Origin of the sequence: Methanosarcina sp. (genome assembly GCF_028693135.1) — an archaeon.
Classification (GTDB): Archaea; Halobacteriota; Methanosarcinia; order Methanosarcinales; family Methanosarcinaceae; genus Methanosarcina.
Genome location: NZ_JAQUVZ010000004.1, coordinates 48,544 through 72,224 on the forward strand (window position 1 = coordinate 48,544; position 23,681 = coordinate 72,224).

A 23,681-nucleotide genomic window follows, 5' to 3' on the forward strand; every position below is an offset into this window, starting at 1 on the left:
ATGGCATACGAACCACAGTTTTATCCAGGCGCTACATCAGTTGGCGCTAACCGAAGAAAACACATGTCCGGGAAACTTGAGAAAATCAGGGAGATTTCAGACGAAGACTTAACTGCAGTCCTCGGACACCGTGCACCAGGGAGCGACTACCCAAGCACCCACCCACCACTTGCAGAGATGGGAGAACCCGCATGCTCGGTCCGCGAGGCTGTAGCAGCAACACCCGGTGCAGCAGCAGGAGACAGAGTCAGATACGTTCAGTTCGCTGACTCCATGTACAACGCTCCAGCTACCCCATACTTCAGATCATACTTCGCAGCAATTAACTTCAGAGGTGTGGACCCAGGTACCCTTTCCGGTCGTCAGATTGTTGAAGCCCGTGAAAGAGACATGGAACAGTGCGCAAAAGTTCAGATGGAAACCGAAATGAGCTGCCCTGCACTTTCCGGTATGCGCGGTGCAACAGTGCACGGTCACTCTGTCCGTCTTCAGGAAGACGGCGTAATGTTCGACATGCTTGACAGGAGGAGACTCGAAGGCGGCACCATCATCATGGACAAGGACCAGGTTGCAATTCCACTCGACAGGAAAGTAGACCTCGGCAAACCTATGTCTGAAGAAGAAGCCGCAAAGAGAACCACCATCTACCGTGTGGACAATGTATCCTTCAGGGAAGATGCAGAAGTCATTGAATGGATACACAGAGTATTTGATCAGAGGACTAGCTTCGGATTCCAGCCGAAATGAGGTGACCACAATGTCAGCAGATATTTTCTCAAAATTCAAAAAGTCAATGGAAGTCAAGTTCACACAGGAATACGGTTCAAACCAGCAGTCCACAACGGACATCACAGGCAAGACCGAGAAGTTCCTGAGACTTGGACCTGCACAGGACGCAAGAAAGGCCGAAATGATTAAGGCCGGAAAAGAAATCGCAGAGAAGAGAGGCCTTGTAGGCTACAACCCAATGATGCACACCGGTGCACCCCTTGGTCAGCGTGCAATCACTCCTTACACCATCTCTGGCACTGACATTGTCTGTGAACCAGATGACCTGCACTACGTCAACAACGCTGCAATGCAGCAGATGTGGGATGATATCAGGAGAACCTGTATTGTCGGTCTTGACATGGCTCACGAAACCCTCGAGAAGAGGCTGGGTAAGGAAGTTACTCCTGAAACCATCAACCACTATCTTGAGACCCTCAACCACGCCATGCCCGGTGCAGCAGTGGTTCAGGAAATGATGATCGAAACCCACCCCGCACTTGTTGATGACTGCTATGTAAAGGTCTTCACCGGTGACGACGAGCTTGCAGATGAAATCGACAAGCAGTACGTAATCAACATCAACAAGATGTTCAATGAAGAGCAGGCCGCCCAGATTAAGGCCTCCATCGGCAAGACCACCTGGCAGGCAATCCACATCCCAACAATTGTCTCCAGGACAACTGATGGTGCCCAGACCTCCAGGTGGGCTGCAATGCAGATCGGTATGTCTTTCATCTCCGCATACAACATGTGTGCTGGTGAAGCAGCCGTCGCTGACCTGTCCTTCGCTGCAAAGCACGCATCTCTGGTTTCCATGGGTGAAATGCTCCCCGCAAGGCGTGCACGTGGTCCCAACGAGCCCGGTGGACTTTCCTTCGGTCACATGGCAGATATCATCCAGACCAGCCGTGTAAAAGCAGAAGATCCCGCAAAGGTTTCCCTTGAGGTAGTCGGTGCTGGATGTATGCTCTACGACCAGATCTGGCTCGGATCCTACATGTCCGGTGGTGTCGGTTTCACTCAGTATGCAACAGCTGCATACACCGATGATATCCTCGACAACAACACCTACTACGACGTTGACTACATCAACGACAAGTACAATGGTGCAGCAAACGTGGGCCAGCCGACCGTAAAGGCCAGCCTCGAAGTCATAAAGGACATCGCAACAGAGTCCACAATCTATGGTATCGAGACCTACGAGAAGTTCCCAACCGCCCTTGAAGACCACTTCGGTGGCTCCCAGAGAGCAACTGTGCTCGCAGCCGCATCAGGTGTTGCATGCGCTCTTGCAACCGGAAACGGAAACGCCGGTCTCTCAGGCTGGTACCTCTCCATGTATGTCCACAAGGAAGCATGGGGCCGTCTCGGCTTCTTCGGATTCGACCTGCAGGACCAGTGCGGTGCAACCAACATCTGTACCTACCAGGGTGACGAAGGTCTCGCAGGCGAACTGCGTGGTCCAAACTACCCCAACTATGCAATGAACGTCGGTCACCAGGGTGGCTACGGTGGTATCGCTTCCGCAGCTCACTCGACCCGCGGAGACGCATTCGCTGTCAACCCGCTGATCAAGGTCTGCTTCGCCGACGATCTCATGCCCTTTGACTTCACCGCACCCAGGAGAGAATTTGGCCGCGGTGCCATCAGAGAGTTCGTGCCTGCTGGTGAGAGATCCCTCATCATCCCGGCAAAATAAACTCAATAAATTAAACACTTTAAAACAGAGTAGGCCTTCTGGCCTGCTTTTTTCTCTTTTTTCTATTCTGGCTTTTCTTTACTGTTTTTCCGGAAGTCGCTATTTATATACCTTTGATCGCGATAGATCTCCTGATCCTCCAAAAAATCTAAAATATAATACTATAATATGTATGCAACTTATTGTATGCATCAGGCTTTTTCATAATAGCATAATTCCAGCATTGGATAATGGTCCCCATCTTTTTATTGGATAAGGGCCATCAAACAATATTTCTCCCCATTCTAAGCTTATATTTCCCATTCTAAGCTTATATTTCCCATTCTAAGCTTATATAATTCTTCAAATCACGACAACTTTTTTACCTAATTTGCCTGCGGCTTCCACAAATTCTGTTGTATCTACACCAGGAAATGTATCTATAATACAAATATCAAATTTTTCATCTAAACAATTTGCTAATTCTCTTATATCCATACTATAGACTTCAAATTTGTCTCCAGATGCTATTAATTCGCCTTCACTGCCTGGAAGTTTGACTGGAAATCCATTAGCTTCCAAATTAATCAAAGTAGTTTCTATTGCAGGATTCCATATATCATTAAAAACTACTTTATGCGCGCCGGCTTTAAGGCTTGCGATTCCTAAAGTCCCGGGGCCACATGTACAATCAAAAACAGTAGGCCTATCATAATCTTTCAAAGCGTTTTTAAGGATCTCTATTTTGGGTGATTCTACCTTTGGAAACTCTATATGAATTTCATGCTGATATTTGTATATTCCTAAAGTACCGTAAGGAGTCTGTATAATATCACATCTCAAATCGCATCCGGCAAGAAGTTCATATACATGAGGATTAGAATCAGAATCTTTTATACCCACGGTTTGTCTTATATCTCCCTTTAAAACCCCTTTAACTTCCCCAACTTCCTTTACAATTGTTTCAGCACATCTTTTATCCACTTCATTAGATAATATTACTAAAGAATCCTCAGGCAAATAGGGAACAGAATTAATTGGATATCCAGGAGTCACAAGAGGAACACATGCATTCCTTAAATTAGCTTTTTTATCTTTTATTCCTTCATCGATCATTACTTTTAACACGTGAGACATTACAATATCAAGTTGCCTCTTACCACATTTACAACTTCCAAAATCGTTATCTATTTCATCTAAGTTAATCTGTTCTGCTAGAGGAGAAAATTTCCTTATTTTTTCTGTTTTGCAATCGTTGCATGGTTTGTAGAATAATTCAATATCTTTTAGTGCTTCCGAAATAGGCTTTATGCACGTATCTCCACACCTACATCTTATTTCCATATGCTTAAATATGGATATTTCATGTAAAAGTACTTTCTCAAGGTCAGAATTCACTATTCAGGGCGTGGTCCATTTCATAGGCTTCAAGGTTCATGTGAGTCTCAAACTCTCAAATTTTTTTAGATTAAAATCCCCCTGTTCGTTTAATATCTTTGGTCTATTTTTGTGAATGTCCCCCTCCCCTACTATAATCCCCACATCTGTAAGCATCTGTAATTATTCAGATGCATCCTGCCCAATAGCCGCTTTCTCCCTTTATAAAAGCTCCACCCTCAGTTATTTTTATGTGTAAGGTACGTGGATATATTTTATTGATTTGAAGCTAAATGAGCCTGTTTTTCAATTCGGCACAAGCAAGTAATTTAACTTTACTGAATGAACAAAATCGTAATCAATAGGGTTAATTCTTTTGGTTATCCGGCTGGTTGCTCGGCTGGTTGCTCGGCTGGCTGCCCGTTTTTTATATCCCTTTCTTCTGCATATGTTTTCTTTAAAAATAAACTAAACTAAACTGTTTATTGATACTGTTTTTTAGTTTTGTACAAGCATATCGGCGATTTTATATTTCTTATTTATTTTTTAAATATTTGTATACGTTTCCAGTTTAATTACTTTTAAATACCACTTCTTACATAATTAGATACCAATACAGTATCAAATAATTTGTTCAGGCTTACCGGGGAAAGGGGGTAGCCTTGAGCTCGAGATTTGGGGGTATTATCCGGGCTTCAGGCAGTTAATTTCGTGCAGTCACTGCGACGGAAGTCCTCCTTTTTCCTTTTGTATGAGGTTACAATGTCTGAGATTTGTATGTGTAGGGGGTATTTATCTGGTATTTAAAAAATTAAAAAGAAACTCCAGCGGAGTTTCATCTGTCCTGGGTGAGATTCTTATTACAGGGGTTTTTGTTCTTTCGCTCGGTTCGATATTTGTATTTGTGAATTCTATGGACAAACCTGTCGATTCTACTCACCTCGGGGTTGAAGAATGGGTAGACGCTCCTTCTGATATCATTTACCTGCTTCACGCCGGAGGAGAGCCTATTGATACAAAAGATCTGAAAATCAATGTCAATATAGATGGGAAAACCTATGTCTATCCCTCAGCCAACATTTCCGCAAACCTGGGTGGAAAAAGCTTCTGGGAACTTTCAGATGTCATTGAAATCAACACAAGTAAGGAGTGGGGCGTCAGCGTTCCAGACGAAGATGATCTGGTTGTGAAAGTGGTCGATACGGATTCAAGGGAAGTTCTCCCTAAATGCCGGATCAGCTTCACGCCTAAAGATCCATTAGCTCCTGTTAACTTTACGATAATTAACGATACAGTAGTTCCAAACGGTACCTTTATCAGCAGTTTTACGGTGCTCGGGGCCGCAATAACTAATGGTGAGAACGGTTATGACCTGATGGTGACTACCCAGCTCAAGGTTGGAGACGACATTTTTGCTCCATGGGGAAATTACAACCTGGCGGTGACTGGCAATGTCAATGACAAAACCACTCATTCATGGAACCCTACATCCACCTATCCGGCAGGTACACCTGTAACGATAGGCGGCAAGTCCTGGAACCATCTAAATACCGGCTTAAATTATACTCTCGATAGCTCCTGGGCTCAGCATATGGAGGTTAGTTCTACGGGTGATTCTAAATATTTAATAGTACTCAGGAACGGAGACGCTGTCCCTACAATCAAAGGTTTCTCGAACCAGGACTCCATTGCCAAGTTTGTAAAGGGTTATGTTAAAGACGACAAGATCTTACTGGAGGATAACGAGGCTATCTTCCTGTTTGAGCTTGGAGTGACAGATCTGACCAGTGACGCAGCTGATTTCCAGGACCTGGTAATTCTGATGGAAATAAATCCAGCGCCTGCAAGTTAATCCTGCAGAAACTGATATTTTTCGTCAAAAAACTCAGGGTCAGAGCCTGAAACCGAACCATTCTCGGTTTTGGTTTTCAGGCTCAGATCAAATAATCCGGGGAGATAATAATGGGTCAATTGAATCTGACTTTTCGTTTAGGACGACAAAGCCTGAGGGTTGTATTTTCAGGGGGTATTTATTCTGGTATTTGAAAAATTAAAAAGAAACTCCAGCGGAGTTTCGTCTGTCCTGGGTGAGGTTCTTATCGCAGGGGTTTTTGTTCTTTCGCTCGGTTCGCTATTTGTATTTGTGAATTCTATTGACACGCCTGTCGATTCCGCTCATCTCGCGGTTGAGGAATGGATTGACACTTCTTCCGATACCATTTACCTGCATCACGTTGGAGGAGAGCCAATTGATACAAAAGACCTGAAAATCAATGTCAATATACGTGGTACAAACCATATGTATCCCTCAGCCAATATTTCTGAAAACCTGGGTGGAAAAAGCTTCTGGGATCTTTCAGATGTCATTGAAATCAACACCAGTGAGGAGTGGGGCATCAGTATTCTAAACGAAAAGGATGTAACTGTGAAATTGATTAATTCGGATTCAAGGGAAATTATTAACCCCAAATACAGGGTCTGCCTCAATCCGGAATCTCCTGCACCTTCAATTGACTTTGATATCGCGGGAAAATCAGTAGTTCCAAACGGTGCCTTTATCAGCGGTTTTACGGTGCTCGGGGCCGCAATTACTAATGGCGCGGGTGGCGATGACCTGATGGTGACTACCCGGCTCAAGGTTGGAAACGATACTTTTGATCCCTGGGGAGATTACAACTTGGCAGTGACTGGCAATGTCAATGACCACACTACTCATTCATGGAACCTCCCAGCCACCTATCCGGCAGGTACGCCAGTTTCGATAAGTGGGAAGTCCTGGAATCTCATCAAGTCCCCCAATTCTCTCGATAGCTCATGGGCTGAGAGGATAGAGGTTAGTTCTATGGATGATTCTGAGTATTTGATTGTACTCAGGAACGGAGACGCTGTCCCTCAAATAAAAGGTTTCTCGGACCAGAATTCCATTACCGATTTTGTAGATGCCTATGTTGAAGATGACAAGATCGTATTGGAGGAGAATGAGGTTATCTTCCTGTTTGAGCTGGGGAACGGGCCCCTTACAGACCCATCTTCTGATTTCCAGGACCTTGTAATTCTGATGGAGATAGATTCGGCACCTGCCTAAGTTTTTTCAGTGAAATCAGGGGTCTTGCGTCAAACAGAAACTCAAGATCAGAGCCTGAAACCGGGCCATTTCTCGGCTTTGGTTTTCGGGCTCGGATCAAATAATCCGGGGAGATAATATTGATTTCCTCCGCTTTTTTTCATTATGGGGATGGAAAAGCCTGGTTTTGTAATCTGAATAAGGCGGTACCCTATGAAAAGCTTACAGGAACCGTTCATCTCTGGAGGTTCCCGTTTTTCTACGGAGAGCGGGAAACTGTAAAAACGGCTGCAGGAAGTCCTGCAGGATTTATTCTTCAGAAATCTCCTCTATTTTTGCCCCAAGGTTACGCATTTCTTTAAAGAAATCAGGGTAAGAGATCGAAACTGATTCTGTAGTGTCAATTGTCGTATTTCCTGCCACCATCCCTGCAATTGCAAGGGACATAACAATTCTGTGGTCATCCCAGCCGTGGACTGCTGCCCCTTTCAGTTCTCCCCCTGTAATTGTCAGGCTGTCCTTCTCTTCTTTAAGGATGACTCCAAACTTTGGAAGTTCAATCGCAAGGGCGCGAAGCCGATCGGTTTCCTTGTAGCGGACATGCTCGGCATTTTCTATCCTGCTCGTCCCTTCGGCAACCGAAGCCAGGACGGCAACAGTGGGCACAAGGTCCGGGGTTGCGCCGGCATCGAAGGTGATGGCTTTGAGGGGTTTTCCTCCCCTTACCGTAACCTTTCCGGCTTTTCTGTCCCAGGTGATATCTGCTCCCATGCGTTCCAGGGTTTCGATTATCACAAGATCTCCCTGTTTTGAAGGGAAGAGGTTTTTGACTGTAACTTCTGATCCTTCGATCATGGCTGCAGATGCAAGCAGGTAGGAAGCAGAGGAAAAATCACCTGGAATGGTATACTCTTTGAGATTATATTTTTGTTTTCCAGGGATGATGAATCTGATGCCGTTATTATCATCGGTATGGATTTTGACTCCTGCCAGTTCGAGCATTTCCAGAGTCACGTCAACATAGGGCTTTGATTTAAGCTCTCCGACGATTGAGAGGGTGGTACTGTTTTCTGCAAGAGGGCAGGCTATAAGGAGGGCGGAGATAAATTGCGAACTGATAGACCCATCAATTGTCACAATAGCTCCTCCAAGCCCCCCTTTAACCACAATAGGAGCTCTTTCGTTTCCGCGAGTCGAGAACGCTTTTACCCCCAGCTTGTTAAGGACCTCGAGGAGGGGTCCGTTGGGCCTTGTACGAAGGGAAGCATCTCCCGTAAGCACGGTGATCCCTTCAGTGAGGGCTGCAATTGCCGTCATGAAGCGGAGGGTTGTCCCGGAGTTTGCAGCATCAATTACATCATTCGGAACTTTGGGTTTTCCATTCACGCCCTGGATGAAGAGATCATCTTCCTTCTGTTCTATGGAAGCTCCGAACATCCTGGATGCCTGGATGGTAGCGAGGGTGTCAGCGGAGAGCAGGGGGCGGTGGATGACTGCTCCTTTAGATAGGGCTGCCAGGGTTATGGCCCTGTGAGTATAACTCTTTGAAGGGGGTGCAAAGACTTCCCCTTTAATCGACGATTTGTTGATCGAAACACGCATTTACAACAGGACTCCAGGTTTTTCTACTGTTTATTCTGATAGCTGCATGGAATATTTATTCTGATATTCTCATGGAATACTTACTCTTACCAGGTTTTTCTATCTAAATTCGTATGATTTGAGATTCAGCACACGCCTTTCACGATATTTTCTACCGTATCCCAGTCGTGGTCGTAAACATGGGCGGAAATGCTGACCGTGGTGATTGTTCCTGGTTCTATTCCGACCCTTTTGGCAACGTATTCAAGGAGCCTGGAAAGCCCGTAAAGGTTTGCAGGGTAGGCTCCTCCGAAATCGTGGCTCCTGAAGAGTGTGGTAAGGTGAATCTTTCCGTCCCTTATCTTGAAGTCGTCGAGTATCATGCAGGGAACTTCATTGACTTTAGTGTCCACAGGCGGGATCCAGGTTACAGCTGTGGCCCGCCGGGAAGTGGGGCTCTCCTTTAACTTCTCGATTACATATTCGATCTGGTCTACTTCCCCATTCCAGTTCCTGAGGCGCTGCCCGTAGGTGTACTCAAAGTCCTGGACGTTTTCGCCCGAAATCAGCTGCTTTGCATACTCTTCAAGCCTTTCTTCATTCCAGGCAGTATCTTCGGGAATTCTGTCCGTATAGGGGTCTTCAATTACCACCATCAAATCCATAAATTCCCTGATCTGGCTGCCCCGTTCGTCGGTAATTACCTGTCCGTGGTTCCAGATGATGTTAAGCCCGCGGTACCATGCATCAGAGATATTCTTTGCTCTGATGATCCTGCCAATCTCAAACTTGTCTTCCATAGAAAATTCCCCGATCAGGTTAAGATAGGATGTGGATAATCAACATAATAAGTTACATAATAATTTATTATTGCGAAAACACTTTCCAGACCCGATTTTTTTATCTGCCTTCCAAATATTTTCTTACTAACGGCAAATAAGAACGGTAAATATGCTGTTTTGTTGGGTCCGGTTTTCTTATCTTTTTGTCAGCACATTAATAATAAACTGATGCTTTTGCTGACTGTCTTTTATTGACTGTCTTTTATTGACTATTTGTCCTTTCCATTTTATCTATCGCTTTCTTTTATAAGTGCTTTTTCTTATGTGCAATCTGATAACATATGGCATGCTAAATTTAAAAAAATACCGGGCAAACTTTCAGAGAGAAAATAATGCAAGAAAAATGAATAAATAATGCAGGGGAGCGAAAAACAAAAATGAAAACGTAAAGAGGTAATAGGAAAACATGAAAAACAAAAACGAAAAAGATAAAAAATAAAAAGAAAAAAAGATTTGAGGGATTTAGAATCTCATTGCCCTCAGGCGCTTTACACGCTCATCGGTTACCGGGTGGGTCCTGAAGAGAGACTGGAGTATTCCACCCTTTAGGGGGTTTACAATGAACATGTGTGCTGTGGTCTCTTTTGCCTGGACATCCCTGATGCTTGGCTGGAAGTGGGAGTTTCCGTATTCCAGTTTTTCCAGGGCATTTGCAAGTGCCCAGGGTTTTTTGCACATCCTGGCGCCCTCGTAATCCGCAGCAAATTCCCTTGAACGGGAGATTGCAAGCTGGATCAGGGTTGCAGCCAGAGGCGCGAGAACCGCCATCACTATAAAGCCTACTATTCCCCCGTTGTCATCATCCCTGCCACCAAAACCGCCGAAGATTGCAGCCCAGCGGGCCCAGGTGGCAAGCATGGTGATCACACCGGCAATTGTTGCAGCCACTGCACTGATAAGGGTGTCGCGGTTTTTGACGTGGGCCAGCTCGTGGGCCAGCACCCCTTCGATCTCTTCATTCGAGAGCAGGTTGAGAATTCCGGTTGTAACAGCCACAGCTGCATGCTGTGGGTTCCTGCCTGTTGCAAAGGCATTTGGCATCCCGGACTCAACGATATAAACCTTAGGTTTTGGAAGTCCTCCCTTCATTGCAAGGTCGCTCACGATCCTGTGCAGGTTCGGGGACTCTGCTGGAGTAACCTCCCTTGCCTTGTACATTTTCAGCACGATCGTATCGCTGTACCAGTAACTTCCAAAGTTTATGACGACCGCAAACAAGAATGCGATTATCATCCCGCCCGTCCCACCGAAGTAGTTTCCGATAAGGACCAGAAGCCCTGTAAGGGAAGCGAGCAGAATTGTGGTTTTAAACATGTTCTTCATGACTTCTCACACGACGTCCTCCCAGGCTAACGTCTGGGTTTTCAGTCTTTTGATTTATCTGTCTTTATTTCTTTCAATAAGTTAGATCAGGTAGAACCAATGGTATATACTCTGATTGCGTATATATATTTTTTATCTTCCATATGGATGTTTTTCCTTTTTGTATCATTTATCATTCCAATTTTATCTAAAAAAGCCCTTAAATTCTATAAAGTGGAAAGTTTATTTCCTGGATTGGAAGTTCGATTTTTATACAAAAAGTTTTATCCTGCTTTCTGTGGCAATCCCCATATTTTAAATTCGCAGCAGCCTTTAAAATATCTGTTTGGGGATATTTATTTTGCTTTTGTCTTTGAATGTATGTTTTAGTTTGATTTCAAACTAATTATTGGGTTACAGGTATATATATTTATTGAAAAAAATTTTACTAAATTAGTTTCAATGAAAATGAATGAAGCTTAGATTTTGCCATTACTGCAGTTGCTATTACTGTAGTTGCCATTACTAAAGATCTTTGATTCTTTATTACAGTTTCAATAAGTTACATGTTTATGCTTAACTTTCAAAGCGAATCAGAAGTATGATGCTTCTTGTGAGACGAATACCCAATATTCAGATTACTCCATCTTCAAAATAATCCGTATCCATTTTTTTAACATCGTAAGACTTTACTTTAGAAACTCCGGCCCCATATTCAATCATCAGCCTTGCAAGCATTTCCCCCTCCACCAAGATAATATTCCCGGTGAGATCGGCATATTCAATAGCCTCTTTTGAAAAACCTGAGGTCGTTATGAAAACTCCCTTCTTCGCCTTTTTCCCTATCAGGGCTCCGGCAAATTTCTGGATTTCAGGTCTTGGGACTGTGCCTTCCCATCGTTTTGCCTGTATGTAGATGACATCAAGCCCGAGCCTGTCTTCCTTTATGATACCGTCAATCCCACCATCATGACTTTTGCCAACTGCTTTCCCGGCATCAGCTCTTGAACCTCCATAACCCATTTTTGTCAGGACATCAACGACCAGTGATTCAAAGAAGTCAGGTGAGCATTTTTTTATGATAGAGAGAATTTCGGAAACGAGTTCGTTGTGAAGTTTCTGGTATGCGATTTCGAGGGACTCTTCAGGATCAAGATCTTTTTTTATCTCTACAGATTCTGTTCTTGGAATATCTGGCTTATCGATCACAGGCTGTTTATCTTTGTTGTAAAATCCGTTAAACTCTTCGTATCGCTTCAAAAAATTGACATCAATGGAAGGAGGTTTCTCTCTCAGAACATCCAATCCTCTCCGGGTAATAGAAAAATATCCCTTTTTTCCGGAATTCAATAGTCCAGCTTTTTTCAGATAAGTGCTAGCCCATCCGACTCTGTTCTTAAAAATCGCCTGCTGGCCGCTTGGTAGAAGCTCATTTCTTTCCTCTTCACTTAGCCTGAATTCTTCGGCTAGCTTTTCTACCGCATCGCGGATTCTATGTTCTTTTCCGTCTCCTGCATATTTTAGCAAAGGAAGCATTACGGATTGATAATCTGGAATTACCATTAGATCACTCAAAAGGCTATATTATTTCATAAAAACTTTGAGTGTCTATCTTGTTATAGTTTGTTATTTTGTTATGTATCTCTAAATTTCGTACTCCACCCTCACCAACCCACTCTCATACCTCTCCGTATTAATCAACTTGAGCCCGATTTCCTTTTGAATCTGGTCAAACAGTGGAATCCCACTTCCAAGAATAACCGGAACCACGAAAATAATCAAATCCTGCACAAGGTCTTCTTCGAGAAACACCTTGATAATCTGGGACCCGCCTATGAGCCAGATATCTTCCTCAGTATTTTCCTTCAGCCGGCGCGCAAACTCCTCTATGTCTCCGGAAATAAATTCTACGTTTTTTTCGCGGCGCAGGGGCTCTTCTTGTCTTGTAAAAACATACGCTTTCTTCTCTCCGTAAGGCCAGTCTCCGAAGCCCAATACCTGTTCGTAGGTTTTTCTGCCCATGAGGACTGTGTCGATAGATGCGTAAAATTCGGAATAACCGTAGTCGGTTTCGGAACTGTTTTCGTATTTGGTTAACCAGTCTATGCTGCCGTTTTCACGGGCTATGAATCCGTCGAGGCTGCAGGCTATGTAAAGCTTTATTCTGGGTGTGTTATCTTTCATTTTCCCTTTCCCCATTTAGTGACATATTATGGTTTTATGTTGATTTTGCTTCTTATTTATTGTTTCATTTCTGTTGTTGTACGGCTCAGGCCGTTCGCTAGCGAACGGGACAAGACAGACGGAGATAAGCTATTCACGCAGCCTGGGTGAAGTTTTTGCTCTGTTTTTTGCTTGCTTTTTTCCAGATTAAGCTGGGAAATACATACTTTCTATCATAGTGGTCTCCTATAGAAGACCATAATAAGGCAAAATTGGTCTTTTATAGAAGACCGTTTTCCATCAAAACTCCACGAAATCCAAACCTTTTTACCTTTCCTTCCTCTAAAATTCTTCCATGTCCCCACTGAATTCCGGCATCCCCCTCAAAACCGAGCACTCCACCAGAGACCGCCTCTACTGGAATTTCTTCAATATAATCCCTTTTCTAATCGGCTCCATAGCAATTGCCAGAGATTCTCTCAAATGGGTGGCAGTTTACATAGGTATAGCTCTTTTTTTCTTCCTCGTAATCGAATTCCGTTTTACCTGCACCCACTGCCTGTACTACATCCGGAGCAAGGGTTGTGTAAAGTGCATGATGCTTTCGGGAGTGCCAAAGATTTTCAAAGCTCGTCCCGGCCCACATAGCCCTTTTGAAAAGGTAATGACTGTGCTTGGAGCCCTTCCCATGTTTTTCTTTCCGGTTTACTGGCTGGTCAGGGACCCTCTGCTGCTGGGAGGATATGTTGTTTCCTGGGCGCTGTTCTTTTTGACAGCAAGGAGGTATGAGTGCGTCCGTTGCATCAATTTTGAGTGCCCTATGAATCGGGTGCCTGTTGAGGTAAGGAGAGAGTTCAAGACAAATTAAGGAAAACCTATTTATAGTTTAACTAGGAAATAGGATTCTGTGTTCCTGTAACTAATTAAGGAACTGCAAAACCAGAAAAGGAGATCCAGAAAATGAAAGAAAAAGTGCAGAAACAGGCTCAAAAACCCGTTTTGCATGGGTTTTTGTTTGGTAACGGCATGTTTATCACTCCCGCGGAAATGAGAATCATGGAAAGCCTCGGGGTAGTCCCGGCAACACGAGCATGAACTCGAAAGGTGAACCGGGAAAGGGCATATTGTAAAAGGGTCAAATAACTCGTCAATAAACAATCTGTAACCAACTTCCTAAATCTCGAGCTACCTATTAACTAACCTCCAAAAATCCAACAAAATAACTTCCTAATAGTTAAATCGATCTTCCCATTACCAGTGATTTGCTCCAGACCATACTTAAGCTCAATAAGATGGCTATGGAAGTTGAATCAATAAAAAAAGAAGCATATGAAAATTTACTGAAAATTATCTTGTTGACCTGTTAAGCTTTGTTATCTTGTTGACCCGTTAAGCTTTGTGCTTTTTCTGAGTTCAGATTCTTTCATTTCTTTCTTTTACTTTTTTATTGTTTTTTGGCAGTATAAATGAACAGGTACACGCCTGCACCTGAATTAACTTCCGTCCTTTTTAAAGGAGTATGTCTTTTTGCCCTTCTTTTTCAGCTTGAAAAGTTTTTTCCGGGTTACACCTTCCATGATTTCTTCCTCTTTCATGTGATGGTCACTAAAAGAAAGTGTCCCTTCGGGCTTCAGGACGCGGTGCAATTCTTTCATAACAAGTTCCGGCTTGTTCAGGGTATGATATGTATCATAGAAAAGGACTATATCCAGGCTCTCGCCGGGCAAGCCGGTATCGTAATCGGAAAGTATAGTCTCTATGTTTTTCAGCTGTTTTATCGAAGTCAGGTGCCGGACCATCTCAACAGCAACCGGATTGATGTCCAGGGCATAGACTTTTCCTGAAGGGCCCACCATTTCGGAAGCGTCACGGATATAGGAACCTGACCCGCAGCCGTAATCCAGAATTTTGAAACCGGGCTTTATCCCTGCTTCTTCCATGATTTTTCTGCGGGGGAAAAAGAAGTCCCGGAACTTGAAGATAAGGGTCGTTGCGTGAAATCGAAAATCAGAAGCTGGCTCTTCCGTGGTGTTTTCCTCCTTATGGTCAGTCCTTGATTAAGTAATGTTTCAGGTCTTTTTTTTGCAGACGGCTTTTTTCTTCAAGCCTATTTTGAGGTTGACATGCTTTATATTTTTCCTAAGGAAAGTTTTCATGATTTTTTTTCTATCAGATTTTTGTTCTATCAGATATTCGGATACATGTATAATCAAAGTACTGCCTGATAATCAAGGTGCTGCCTGAAGTAGCTATCCGGACTTAGGGTCACCATTGTTATAATGCAGCACAAAACCTTAATGTAAAATCAAAAAGTAGAATAATCTCATAAAGTATCTAAGTAAAGCAATCAAATTTTCTTAATTGAAGGAATGAAAGTGACAAGCATGAAAGCTGCCTGCATCCAGATGAATATCTCGCTTTGCTCTAAACATGAAAACCTTGAGCGTGCCCTCTCCCTTGCAGAAGAAGCAGTTTCAAGAGGAGCTGAACTACTTGTCTTTCCGGAAGTATTCTCAACCGGCTTTTGTTATGACCATATAGAGGAAGTGGCTGAAACCGTTTCCGGCCCCACGCTTGAAGCTCTCCGTGCTTTTTCCAGAGAATATGACTGTATTTTTGCAGGCTCAATGATAGAAAAGCTCGAAAGGAATGAAAAGGATACAGTAAGTTCAGAAAAGAAGGCACCTTCCCAGTACAACCTCGGTTTCTGCATTGAGTCAGGAAAACTGGTCGGCATCCACCGAAAAGTCCAGCTTTACGGCTCGGAGAAAGAATATTTTGCAGCAGGAGACAGCATAGCTCCTATCAGGCTGAAAAAATATGGGCTTTCCTTAGGACTCATAGTTTGCAATGAACTTCGGTATCCGGAAGTTGCCCGAAAACTGGCCCTTGAGGGAGCAGATCTGCTGGTTTCAGTTGCCGATATGCCGGATTTTTATATATATCCCTGGCGAATTATGTCCCTTTCCCGTGCAATTGAAAACCAGCTGCCTCATATCGCCTGCACCAGAGTGGGAAAAGATAGGTATTCGACTTATCCTGGCGGCTCTTTTATTGCCGATGGATGGGGCCGCATTCTGGCAGAAGCTGAAAAGAAAGAGTGTGTCCTCATCGGAGAAATCGATCTCGACGAGGCAAAAGAAATAAGGCAAACCGGCTCAATTTTCGAAGGTCGCAGACCTGATCTGTATTAAACCATATTTTCTTATTTGACGGCAGGCGACATTGTGCCGGGGTGCCGGATAGAAAGCTCCAATTCTTTATTCCGCAATCCCTGCCAGATTTTCCACCTGAATAAAGTTCCAGCCTCTCTCGAGATAGAGAAAAGAGTTCCTGGCTGCCCAAAAAAAAAGAAGAAATCCAGAAATCCAAAAAAGCCTAAATAAGAAAAAGAAAAGTGGAAAAGGTAAACCCTGCCGGGTTACCCTTTAAGTTCCTTCACAATCAGCTCGCGGGCTGTCTTTGCATCTGCCGTGCCTTTTGTCTTTTTCATTACCTGCCCTACAAGGAAGTTCAGGGACTTTTCTGCTCCTCCAAGGTAGTCCTGCACTGCGGCAGCGTTTTCAGCAATTGTTTCGGCAACAGCCCTGGTGACCAGGTCATCTTCGGCTTTGAAAAGGCCCTTTTCTTCGATGATCTGAGAAGGAGTCTTTTCTTCCGTCCCGTCCAGAATTGCACGGATGACTTCAACTGCAGTCCTGTCACTGACTTTGCCTTCGGCGAAAAGGGTGACCAGTTCTATCATATCCGGGACCTTGAAGGAATTCTCGATTTCCGGGTCTTTTGCGTGGATGAAGCCAATTGTCATACCGTCGTAAGAAGAGATTGCGAGGTCGCGGTAGTTAAGCTCTCCGAGGAAGACGTCGGCAGTCCAGGTAGCGGCAGTCTTCGGGTCCATGCCTGTTGCACAGACCCCTTCGTAGAAGTCTGCAAGCATGATCTTGGAAGTGAGGGACTTTGCATGCATATCCGTGATGCCATACTGTTCCATGAAGCGGGCACGTTTGGCGTCCGGAAGTTCAGGTAGAGTTTCTTTGATTGCAGGAATCCAGCTAGTCACGCGCATAGGCATAAGGTCAGGTTCGCGGAAGTAGCGGTAGTCTTCTGCCTCTTCTTTTGTCCTCATCGAGATTGTTACTCCCCTGCCCTCATCAAAATGGCGGGTTTCCAGAAGGATTTTACCGCCACGGCGGATCACGTTCTTCTGGCGCATGATCTCGTAGAGGAGAGCCCTTTCCACTCCTTTATGGGAAGAGATATTCTTGATTTCAACACGGGTGCCCCAGTAGACTGAGACGTTTGCGTCCACACGCATAGCCCCTTCAAGATTTCCGTCAAAGACGTCCAGGTATTCGAGGATGTTTCTGAACTTGTCAAGGAACCTTCTGGCTTCCTTAGGGCTCCTCATATCTGGTTCGGTAACGGTTTCAATCAGGGACATGCCTGACCTGTTGTAGTCTATAAGGACACCTTTTGACTTCTCGATGCTCCCTATATGCACAAGCTTTCCGGGGTCTTCTTCCATGTGAGCTCTTGTAATTCCGACTACATGCTCCCCGTCTTCTCCTTCGATCACAACCTTTCCCTTGCCAACAATGGGGAAATCAAACTGGGTTACCTGAAAACCTTTGGGAAGGTCAGGGTAGAAGTAGTTCTTCCTGTGGAACTGGGTCTCTTCTGCAATCTCTCCTTCAAGGGCAAGCCCCACCTTAATTGCTGCTTCCACGGCTTTTTTGTTCAGGACCGGAAGCGTGCCGGGTAGGCCAAGACAGATCGGACAGGTGTGGGTGTTGGGGGCTGCATTGTGGTAATCGGTAGAACAGCCGCAGAACATTTTGGTCTTAAGTTTGTTAAGCTGCACGTGGATTTCAAGCCCGATCCTTATGCCATCAGGGTTCTCGTAGGCCATTTACGCCACCTCCGGAGGTCTCTTTGTGTGGTGATCGGTATTCTGCTCGAAAGTATAGGCTGCACGCAGGACTGTAGGCTCGTCAAAGGGTTTACCCATTATCTGGAGTCCGATTGGCAGTCCGTCAGTAAAGCCACAGGGTACGGAAATTGAAGGTACGCCTGCAAGGTTGATCGGGCAGGTGTTTACATCTGAGAGGTAGAGGGTAAGAGGGTCTTCAATTTTTTCCCCGATCTTGAAAGCAGGATTGGGCATGGTTGGAGCCATAAGCAGGTCAACTGCTGAAAGCGCCTTATCAAAGTCCTGCTTTACAAGAGTTCTTACCTTCAGGGCTTTGAGGTAGTACTTGTCGTGATAGCCTGCAGAAAGCGCATAGGTCCCGAGGAGAATTCTTCTCTTGACTTCGGTCCCGAAACCATCGGCTCTGGTCTTTGAGACCATTGCGTGCCAGTTTTCGGCGTTCTCCCTGAACCCGTAACGTGTTCCGTCAAAGCGGGCAAGGTTTGAGGATGCTTCGCACATTGCAATGATATAGTATGAAGCAAGAGAGTACTTTATGTTGGGCATCGAGACCTCTTTCCAGGTCGCTCCGAGGCTCTCATATTTGTGTATAGCATCCCATACGGCTTTTTCCACATCCGGATGGATGCCTTCTCCGAAAAATTCCTTTGGAACCCCTATTTTCAGGCCCTTCACATCGTCAACAAGGGATTTCTGGCATTCGGTTTTGTTGTTTATGGATGTTGAATCTCTCCGGTCGTAACCGGCTATAACATCCATCAGGACTGCAATATCTTCCACATTGTTTGCAAGAGGTCCGACCTGTTCAAGGGAATTTGCGTAAGCCACAACTCCGTACCTTGAAACTGCCCCATATGTTGGTTTAAGCCCTACAACTCCACAGAAAGCGGCAGGACAGCGCACAGATCCGCCGGTGTCAGAACCAAGGGCAAAAGGGGCTTCCCCAGCTGCAACAACCGCTGCACTGCCTCCGGAAGACCCGCCAGGTACTCTTTCAAGGTCCCAGGGGTTTGAAGTCGGCCCGAAATGGCTGGTTTCAGTGGAGGAGCCCATTGCAAACTCATCCATATTGGTTTTTCCAAGGACTACGGCTCCGGCAGCAAGAAGCTTTTCGATTACATGAGCATTGAAAGGAGGAACGTAACCTTCAAGGATTTTTGAGCCGCAGCTGTTTGGCAGCCCGACTACGGAAATGTTATCCTTGATTGCGATTGGAACGCCTGCAAGAGGACCACTGTGCCCTTCCTTATCTATCTTTTTTGCCTGCTCAAGGGCTTTATCGGAAACCGTCAAATAACCATTGATTTTGCTCTTTCCGATAACCTCAAGGTATCGGGCTGTTACTTCTTCGGCTGAGCTTTCTTCAATTTTCTCTTTAACCTGTGCAACACTCATCCATTTTGCCATCAAAACATCTCCTCAGCCTATCTTCGGGACCCTGAAAGCCCCGTCCTGTTTGTTTTCGGTGTTTGCAAGAACGGTTTCCTGCGGGAGGCATTCTTCTACCACATCTTCCCTGAATACATTATAGATCTCAGCAACGTGGTATGTGGGAGCCACATCTTCGGTCTGCAACTCATCAAGCTGCCCGAAGTACTCCAAAACTGAATTAAGTTTTTCCATATACTCGACTGTTTCTTGCTCATTGATCTCAATCCGGGCAAGCCAGCCGATGTGTTCTACATCTTCTTTTGTGATCATGAAAATTCCTCAAAAATAGAATAATCCTGAATAGAATGCCATTGGTAATGCATAATAGAAACAGGTTTATGAAATAAATATATATTCTTCCGTTCCTTAGTTGCGCCTCGGGAGTACGCGGTCCTTTTCGCTTCGCTCAAGAGGACTTATTTATTGATAAATATTTTTTTTTCTTCGCTTAAGATGACTATCTTTTCATTTTGGATTTTTACACTTTCTGTCTCATGTGAAGCGCATACATCTGGACCTTTTTCATTTTTGCCAGGTTGAGTACTTTTTCGAGTTCTTCATCGTTAAGGTGCCGGGCTTCGATGTAGCCGTTGTCTATGGCTTCGTTGAAGATCTCGTAACCTATGGCTGAGCGGGCGAGGACAGTGGTCCAGCCCTGGGGGCTGCCGACTCCGCCGAAGGAGATGTCTGAGTTTTCAGAGGCAAGGTCTGTACAGAACTGGCAGGATGAACTTCGGTATTCATCGAAATCGCTGAGTTCGAAGACATGTTCTTTTCCATCTTTCAGTGTAACTTCGAACTTTCCTTTTCGGATTTTCATGGACTCTACATTTTCGAGCGTGATCCCATAACTTTCCAGCACTGCCTTTATCCCTTCATAGGCGAACGTGTCCATGCAAAATAGCCCCAATTTCAGGATTTTTGCCCTCATGAAGAGGTGCAGTAAGCCGTAAGAGCTTTTTTGCATCTTTGTGACTGCATCGATGTTGCAGCTCGTTCCTACAAAGGCGATGCTCTGCATTCCCTGCTTGATTGCGCTCATCAGGGCTTCCAGAGTCATTGAGTGGGAGTATATGCTTCCTCCGCTTTCAAGAATCTCCTCTCTGGTTGTTGCCAATTTGGGTATGGGTTTCCAGGGTTCTTCCTTTGAGCGGGTTGTGACCACAGCGCAGTCGATCAGTCCTTCGTCCAGTGCGTATAGGAGGAGAGCGGTCACAACTCCACCGTCCTGTCCCTTCATTTCGGGAATAGCAGATCTTGCAGCATAGGCGTATCTGAAGCCCCCTATCAGTCCTTCTTCTGTAGTAATAGTTCTTGGGCACTGGTAGTAGCAGACCCCACAGGCTTTGCAGGGGCCAACCAGTTTTGGCGCACCGTTTTCAATGGTTATGTACTCACAGTTTGCTGCACAGGCTCCGCAGAGGGTGCAGATTCCTGGTTTTATGATATCTCTTTTTAGTCTTCCGAAGGAAATCTTCTCTTTTTCACTCAGGTTTCGTTTAAGCCGGATAACGCTTTTTTCAAGTGTATCGAATTTATGCTTGCATTCGGTACTGCAGAAATAGTAATGTTTTCCCCCGTAATCCGAAAAGTATTCAGTATCGTCAGATATCATTTTCTTGCAAATAGGATCTAGCGGCATTAAAGGTCTCCGATAATTATTTATTCCAAATCTCAGGAAACGCCACATGCGTCATTTCTTGAAATAATCTATGATAAGTTCTTCAATATCTAATTATTATATTTTATGGGTGAATATTAATTAGGCGCGTTATTATAAGTAAGTCCTATATAATTCGTACTCCTTATAATTATACGCTGTAATATATTCTTATAGGCAAATAATTTCAGGCTTGATTGAAAACATTGTTTTGAGGTCAAAACACTCTTGTATAGAAATGCTGTTGAAGGCTGAATGATAAGGTGTCTCATAAGAGCGAATAATGATACGTAAACACACGAATAATGATAAGTAAACACAAGAATAATGATAAGTAAACACAAGAAAAATGAGCTAGGAATTGCAAAAAAGCGTATGTGAAAAACAAATCATCAGTATATGTAAACATATTTAATAAAAACACACAGTCTCAAATAAATTGTGGATGGATTATAATAATACTTAACTGAAATAGACGGCACTTTGAAGTGTTTTAGCAAAGATTATTATAGGCTTTGGTTATACATTCTTTAAACTTCAGATAAATTGTGTTCTTATCATATCTTTTTATCAAACTCTGGAGATATATATATCTTCGGAATATTTCGATATTCAAAATATCCGGTTTCTAATTGTTATGTTCAATGCATTCGTGTTGGATTTAACCAGTTTAATAGCGTTTAAATTAGTATGAATCATTTTCAAATCAGTTTGGATAACCTTTGATTAAACTACTAAAAGCAGTGCAGTTTAAAATGAACTCCATTCTTATATTTGATAGTACAAACTCAATTGAATTTTATATCTGCAGTTAAATTGTACTGGAGGTTGATTCAATTAGAACAATGTGTAAATTCTTAAGAAGGAATAAAAAATGGCTCTGAAACCCAGAATTGCAGAATCTCCTCAGGTTCGTTTGATTGATCTCAAATCAAAACCGTTCTTTATCGTAGCTTCCGTAGAAGTAGGAAATACCACAACCAAATCTATCCTTACAGCTGTCAATATGGATACCGGAAGGACACATATCATAAACAAGGTCTTGCGCATGACCAGAGATGTCCGTCCTCCAAAACCCGGAGAAACCGTGTTCGGAAAGACACTTACTGGTGTGGAACTTACGCGCGAGGCCGTTGCAGAATTGGTGAGTAGCACTTTAACAGAAGCCATGGAAAAAGCCAACCTGGACATAAAGACTGACCTTAATTTTGTGGTGCGCTCTACGGGTGTCGTTGCAGGCTTTGACAGTCCTGATGAAGTGGGTGAATTTGTCAAAGCCCTGGCAGAAGGGTGTCTGCTGGCAGGTGTCCCTCCAAAGAACATGACTCCTCCAATGTCCATCTCGAATATTTCTAAAAAACTCCAGAAATACAGTAAACTGGAAAAAGTAATCTTTGATGGGGCTGTAGCCGGTGTTATGCCTCCGATTGGTTCTACAGGGGTTGAAATTGTTGCAAACGAAATGGAGGGGGAGCTTGCAACAGCAGGAATAAAGGAAGCGGCTAAACTGACGGATGTTGATTTCAGAAATCCCTGCATTTCAATTGATTTTGGGACGACTCTTGACGGCAGAATCACAAGCCAGGACCAGCCGTATGCAAAAACAATTGGAAACTTTTGCGGTTATGCAGGTGCAATTCCTGATGCTATTATTCGGGGTTCGAAAGTCGTTGATTCTAAGGTAGGGACCGCTCTGGAAGTTTTTGAGAACCAGAAACCACCTTCTTTCCTCACTTTGAAGATGAAGGCTAAAGCTATCGAAGATTATGCAAGGCGCATTCATGAGCTCATAATCATTGAAAAAGTTCCCAGAGATAAAAAGAGGTATGGCAGCGTTCCTGTTAGGCCGGATGCAGCCGAGGAGATAGGTGTAACGCTTATAGGTTGCGATGTGGGCGAAAACGGTTCAGATATGGGAAAGCTGAGTGCAATAGGCATGGAGATCTGCAAAAGTCATGGTCTTCCGATTGTTTATGCTGTCATTGATGAGGTAATGGCCGGAGTGGTGTGCAGGCTCATAGGGGTCGCAAAAAAAGAAGGGCTCATTTTTGAAGATACAACTTTCGGAATTACAGGTAGGGCCGGGATTACCGGGAACAAGCCTAAATTAATCCTGAGCTGCCTGGATAAAATGAACCTCGCTCCTAAAATCGATGAGAAAGTGGTCTTTGTGGATGACGGGCTTGCCAGAGGTGCGGCTGTTATGGCGCGCTGCATGAACTCCCTGGGTACACCGCAAAAACCGCTTGGTGGCAGGCACGGTGGTAAATGTATTCTTGCGCAGCGGATAAAAATGCAGAAAAGGTGAATGGGCAGTCACGTCTCTCAAAAGCATTGCTTATAAACAGCTTGACTGCAAAAAACAAACGTAAAACAATAGTAAATTATAAGGTAACGAAATGCAAAGTCAACGAAGAAATTTATCGGTAAAATAAAAAACGATACTTGAGTAAAAAAGTAAAGGCGGGAAGAATTACCCTCCTGCCCCTCCTCCTCCTCCAATTTTTGCAAGATCGAAGCTTTGAGCCACTTCTCTATCTTTTCTGAACCGTTCTTCCAGTTCCTCGGCAGTATACTCTCTGTCTTCTCTCTTTTCTGTGGGTTTGATATCCGTAAGTTCCAGGTTTTCTTCTCTGTACCAGAGGTCGGTACTTTCGAGCAGGACCCAGACTTTTCCCAGTTCGTCCTTTTTGATCTCGCTAACCATGCTTACGGTGTCACTATTTACGTATTTGACAGCATCTCCCACTCGGATGGGTTTTTTGTTGCGCCCTACCGCTGTGATTTCTTCAGCATCAGCCATGCTTTCACCTCGAGAGCTTCCAGGACGCTTAAATTTCAGGCCCTGCAAGTCCATTCCTTCTTTAACCGCTTCTAATAGG

At 44.2% G+C, this 23,681-nt stretch carries 21 protein-coding genes; 8 read left to right on the forward strand and 13 right to left on the reverse strand.

The genetic code is table 11. The annotated features are described in order from the left end of the window. Window positions 1–747: a coenzyme-B sulfoethylthiotransferase subunit gamma gene (gene mcrG, locus PHF18_RS02990; protein WP_300098104.1), complete on the forward strand. Its 747-nt coding sequence runs from the start codon at window positions 1–3 to the stop codon at window positions 745–747. A 10-nt stretch (window positions 748–757) separates the two neighbouring features. Then, window positions 758–2,470 (forward strand): coenzyme-B sulfoethylthiotransferase subunit alpha, encoded by a 1,713-nt coding sequence (mcrA, locus tag PHF18_RS02995; protein WP_300098106.1) that lies wholly within the window; start codon window positions 758–760, stop codon window positions 2,468–2,470. 342 nt (window positions 2,471–2,812) lie between these two features. Here mcrA and PHF18_RS03000 read toward each other — a convergent pair whose 3' ends face one another. Next, entirely contained in the window at window positions 2,813–3,847 is a 1,035-nt protein-coding gene (locus PHF18_RS03000; protein ID WP_300098110.1) for a 50S ribosomal protein L11 methyltransferase, read from the reverse strand. Window positions 3,848–4,577: 730 nt separating this feature from the next. Here PHF18_RS03000 and PHF18_RS03005 point away from each other — a divergent pair. Both PHF18_RS03005 and PHF18_RS03010 read left to right on the forward strand, forming a co-directional pair. After that, entirely contained in the window at window positions 4,578–5,678 is a 1,101-nt protein-coding gene (locus tag PHF18_RS03005; RefSeq protein ID WP_300098112.1) for a type IV pilin N-terminal domain-containing protein, read from the forward strand. Window positions 5,679–5,837: 159 nt separating this feature from the next. Continuing rightward, on the forward strand, window positions 5,838–6,911 hold the full coding sequence (locus tag PHF18_RS03010; RefSeq protein ID WP_300098116.1) for a type IV pilin N-terminal domain-containing protein: 1,074 nt from the start codon (window positions 5,838–5,840) through the stop codon (window positions 6,909–6,911). A gap of 47 nt (window positions 6,912–6,958) precedes the next feature. Here PHF18_RS03010 and PHF18_RS03015 read toward each other — a convergent pair whose 3' ends face one another. The 6 genes from PHF18_RS03015 to PHF18_RS03040 form a co-directional block, all read right to left on the reverse strand. Beyond that, window positions 6,959–7,129, reverse strand: coding sequence for a hypothetical protein (locus PHF18_RS03015; protein WP_300098118.1), 171 nt, complete (start codon window positions 7,127–7,129; stop codon window positions 6,959–6,961). Window positions 7,130–7,199: 70 nt separating this feature from the next. After that, window positions 7,200–8,492 carry a 3-phosphoshikimate 1-carboxyvinyltransferase gene (gene aroA / locus PHF18_RS03020; protein ID WP_300098122.1) on the reverse strand — a complete coding sequence of 431 codons (1,293 nt, stop codon included), beginning with the start codon at window positions 8,490–8,492 and terminating at the stop codon, window positions 7,200–7,202. 125 nt (window positions 8,493–8,617) lie between these two features. After that, window positions 8,618–9,271 (reverse strand): thymidylate synthase, encoded by a 654-nt coding sequence (locus PHF18_RS03025; RefSeq protein WP_300098125.1) that lies wholly within the window; start codon window positions 9,269–9,271, stop codon window positions 8,618–8,620. Between the two features lie 504 nt (window positions 9,272–9,775). After that, window positions 9,776–10,636, reverse strand: a complete 861-nt coding sequence (gene htpX, locus PHF18_RS03030; RefSeq protein ID WP_300098127.1) for a zinc metalloprotease HtpX — start codon at window positions 10,634–10,636, stop codon at window positions 9,776–9,778. Window positions 10,637–11,248: 612 nt separating this feature from the next. Beyond that, window positions 11,249–12,178: a restriction endonuclease gene (locus PHF18_RS03035; protein WP_300098129.1), complete on the reverse strand. Its 930-nt coding sequence runs from the start codon at window positions 12,176–12,178 to the stop codon at window positions 11,249–11,251. 81 nt (window positions 12,179–12,259) lie between these two features. After that, on the reverse strand, window positions 12,260–12,799 hold the full coding sequence (locus tag PHF18_RS03040) for a dihydrofolate reductase family protein (RefSeq protein ID WP_300098132.1): 540 nt from the start codon (window positions 12,797–12,799) through the stop codon (window positions 12,260–12,262). A 334-nt stretch (window positions 12,800–13,133) separates the two neighbouring features. Between PHF18_RS03040 and PHF18_RS03045 the strand changes: the two genes are divergently transcribed. Further along, window positions 13,134–13,646: a hypothetical protein gene (locus PHF18_RS03045; protein WP_300098134.1), complete on the forward strand. Its 513-nt coding sequence runs from the start codon at window positions 13,134–13,136 to the stop codon at window positions 13,644–13,646. A 92-nt stretch (window positions 13,647–13,738) separates the two neighbouring features. Further along, window positions 13,739–13,873: a hypothetical protein gene (locus PHF18_RS03050; protein ID WP_300098137.1), complete on the forward strand. Its 135-nt coding sequence runs from the start codon at window positions 13,739–13,741 to the stop codon at window positions 13,871–13,873. Between the two features lie 398 nt (window positions 13,874–14,271). Here the strand turns inward: PHF18_RS03050 and PHF18_RS03055 are convergent, their stop codons facing one another. After that, on the reverse strand, window positions 14,272–14,760 hold the full coding sequence (locus PHF18_RS03055) for a class I SAM-dependent methyltransferase (protein WP_300098395.1): 489 nt from the start codon (window positions 14,758–14,760) through the stop codon (window positions 14,272–14,274). A 387-nt stretch (window positions 14,761–15,147) separates the two neighbouring features. Between PHF18_RS03055 and PHF18_RS03060 the strand changes: the two genes are divergently transcribed. Further along, window positions 15,148–15,972 carry a carbon-nitrogen hydrolase family protein gene (locus PHF18_RS03060; protein WP_367279133.1) on the forward strand — a complete coding sequence of 275 codons (825 nt, stop codon included), beginning with the start codon at window positions 15,148–15,150 and terminating at the stop codon, window positions 15,970–15,972. Between the two features lie 227 nt (window positions 15,973–16,199). Here PHF18_RS03060 and gatB read toward each other — a convergent pair whose 3' ends face one another. The 4 genes from gatB to PHF18_RS03080 form a co-directional block, all read right to left on the reverse strand. Next, complete coding sequence (gene gatB / locus PHF18_RS03065; RefSeq protein WP_300098140.1) at window positions 16,200–17,687, reverse strand: Asp-tRNA(Asn)/Glu-tRNA(Gln) amidotransferase subunit GatB; 1,488 nt, start codon at window positions 17,685–17,687, stop codon at window positions 16,200–16,202. Then, entirely contained in the window at window positions 17,688–19,115 is a 1,428-nt protein-coding gene (gene gatA / locus PHF18_RS03070) for an Asp-tRNA(Asn)/Glu-tRNA(Gln) amidotransferase subunit GatA (RefSeq protein ID WP_300098143.1), read from the reverse strand. It lies immediately after the preceding gene. A 12-nt stretch (window positions 19,116–19,127) separates the two neighbouring features. Further along, window positions 19,128–19,409, reverse strand: a complete 282-nt coding sequence (gene gatC, locus PHF18_RS03075) for an Asp-tRNA(Asn)/Glu-tRNA(Gln) amidotransferase subunit GatC (protein WP_300098146.1) — start codon at window positions 19,407–19,409, stop codon at window positions 19,128–19,130. A 208-nt stretch (window positions 19,410–19,617) separates the two neighbouring features. Next, the gene (locus PHF18_RS03080; RefSeq protein WP_300098149.1) at window positions 19,618–20,781 is read right to left on the reverse strand and encodes a Coenzyme F420 hydrogenase/dehydrogenase, beta subunit C-terminal domain; all 1,164 of its coding nucleotides are present in this window, start codon (window positions 20,779–20,781) and stop codon (window positions 19,618–19,620) included. Window positions 20,782–21,673: 892 nt separating this feature from the next. Here PHF18_RS03080 and PHF18_RS03085 point away from each other — a divergent pair. Then, window positions 21,674–23,107 carry a methanogenesis marker 14 protein gene (locus PHF18_RS03085; protein WP_300098152.1) on the forward strand — a complete coding sequence of 478 codons (1,434 nt, stop codon included), beginning with the start codon at window positions 21,674–21,676 and terminating at the stop codon, window positions 23,105–23,107. A 165-nt stretch (window positions 23,108–23,272) separates the two neighbouring features. On the opposite strand, the gene PHF18_RS03090 is transcribed toward PHF18_RS03085, so the two are convergent. Beyond that, window positions 23,273–23,602 (reverse strand): DUF2098 domain-containing protein, encoded by a 330-nt coding sequence (locus tag PHF18_RS03090; RefSeq protein ID WP_300098155.1) that lies wholly within the window; start codon window positions 23,600–23,602, stop codon window positions 23,273–23,275. Window positions 23,603–23,681: the final 79 nt, after the last annotated feature.

What these genes read in the sequence shown, in the direction of transcription:
- mcrG (WP_300098104.1), top strand. Translation starts at nt 1, where the DNA reads ATGGCATACGAACCACAGTTTTATCCAGGCGCTACATCAGTTGGCGCT.
- mcrA (WP_300098106.1), top strand. Translation starts at nt 758, where the DNA reads ATGTCAGCAGATATTTTCTCAAAATTCAAAAAGTCAATGGAAGTCAAG.
- PHF18_RS03005 (WP_300098112.1), top strand. Translation starts at nt 4,578, where the DNA reads ATGAGGTTACAATGTCTGAGATTTGTATGTGTAGGGGGTATTTATCTG.
- PHF18_RS03015 (WP_300098118.1), bottom strand. Translation starts at nt 7,129, where the DNA reads ATGAACGGTTCCTGTAAGCTTTTCATAGGGTACCGCCTTATTCAGATT.
- aroA (WP_300098122.1), bottom strand. Translation starts at nt 8,492, where the DNA reads ATGCGTGTTTCGATCAACAAATCGTCGATTAAAGGGGAAGTCTTTGCA.
- PHF18_RS03025 (WP_300098125.1), bottom strand. Translation starts at nt 9,271, where the DNA reads ATGGAAGACAAGTTTGAGATTGGCAGGATCATCAGAGCAAAGAATATC.
- htpX (WP_300098127.1), bottom strand. Translation starts at nt 10,636, where the DNA reads ATGAAGAACATGTTTAAAACCACAATTCTGCTCGCTTCCCTTACAGGG.
- PHF18_RS03035 (WP_300098129.1), bottom strand. Translation starts at nt 12,178, where the DNA reads ATGGTAATTCCAGATTATCAATCCGTAATGCTTCCTTTGCTAAAATAT.
- PHF18_RS03040 (WP_300098132.1), bottom strand. Translation starts at nt 12,799, where the DNA reads ATGAAAGATAACACACCCAGAATAAAGCTTTACATAGCCTGCAGCCTC.
- PHF18_RS03045 (WP_300098134.1), top strand. Translation starts at nt 13,134, where the DNA reads ATGTCCCCACTGAATTCCGGCATCCCCCTCAAAACCGAGCACTCCACC.
- PHF18_RS03050 (WP_300098137.1), top strand. Translation starts at nt 13,739, where the DNA reads ATGAAAGAAAAAGTGCAGAAACAGGCTCAAAAACCCGTTTTGCATGGG.
- PHF18_RS03060 (WP_367279133.1), top strand. Translation starts at nt 15,148, where the DNA reads ATGAAAGTGACAAGCATGAAAGCTGCCTGCATCCAGATGAATATCTCG.
- gatB (WP_300098140.1), bottom strand. Translation starts at nt 17,687, where the DNA reads ATGGCCTACGAGAACCCTGATGGCATAAGGATCGGGCTTGAAATCCAC.
- gatA (WP_300098143.1), bottom strand. Translation starts at nt 19,115, where the DNA reads ATGGCAAAATGGATGAGTGTTGCACAGGTTAAAGAGAAAATTGAAGAA.
- gatC (WP_300098146.1), bottom strand. Translation starts at nt 19,409, where the DNA reads ATGATCACAAAAGAAGATGTAGAACACATCGGCTGGCTTGCCCGGATT.
- PHF18_RS03080 (WP_300098149.1), bottom strand. Translation starts at nt 20,781, where the DNA reads ATGCCGCTAGATCCTATTTGCAAGAAAATGATATCTGACGATACTGAA.
- PHF18_RS03085 (WP_300098152.1), top strand. Translation starts at nt 21,674, where the DNA reads ATGGCTCTGAAACCCAGAATTGCAGAATCTCCTCAGGTTCGTTTGATT.
- PHF18_RS03090 (WP_300098155.1), bottom strand. Translation starts at nt 23,602, where the DNA reads ATGGCTGATGCTGAAGAAATCACAGCGGTAGGGCGCAACAAAAAACCC.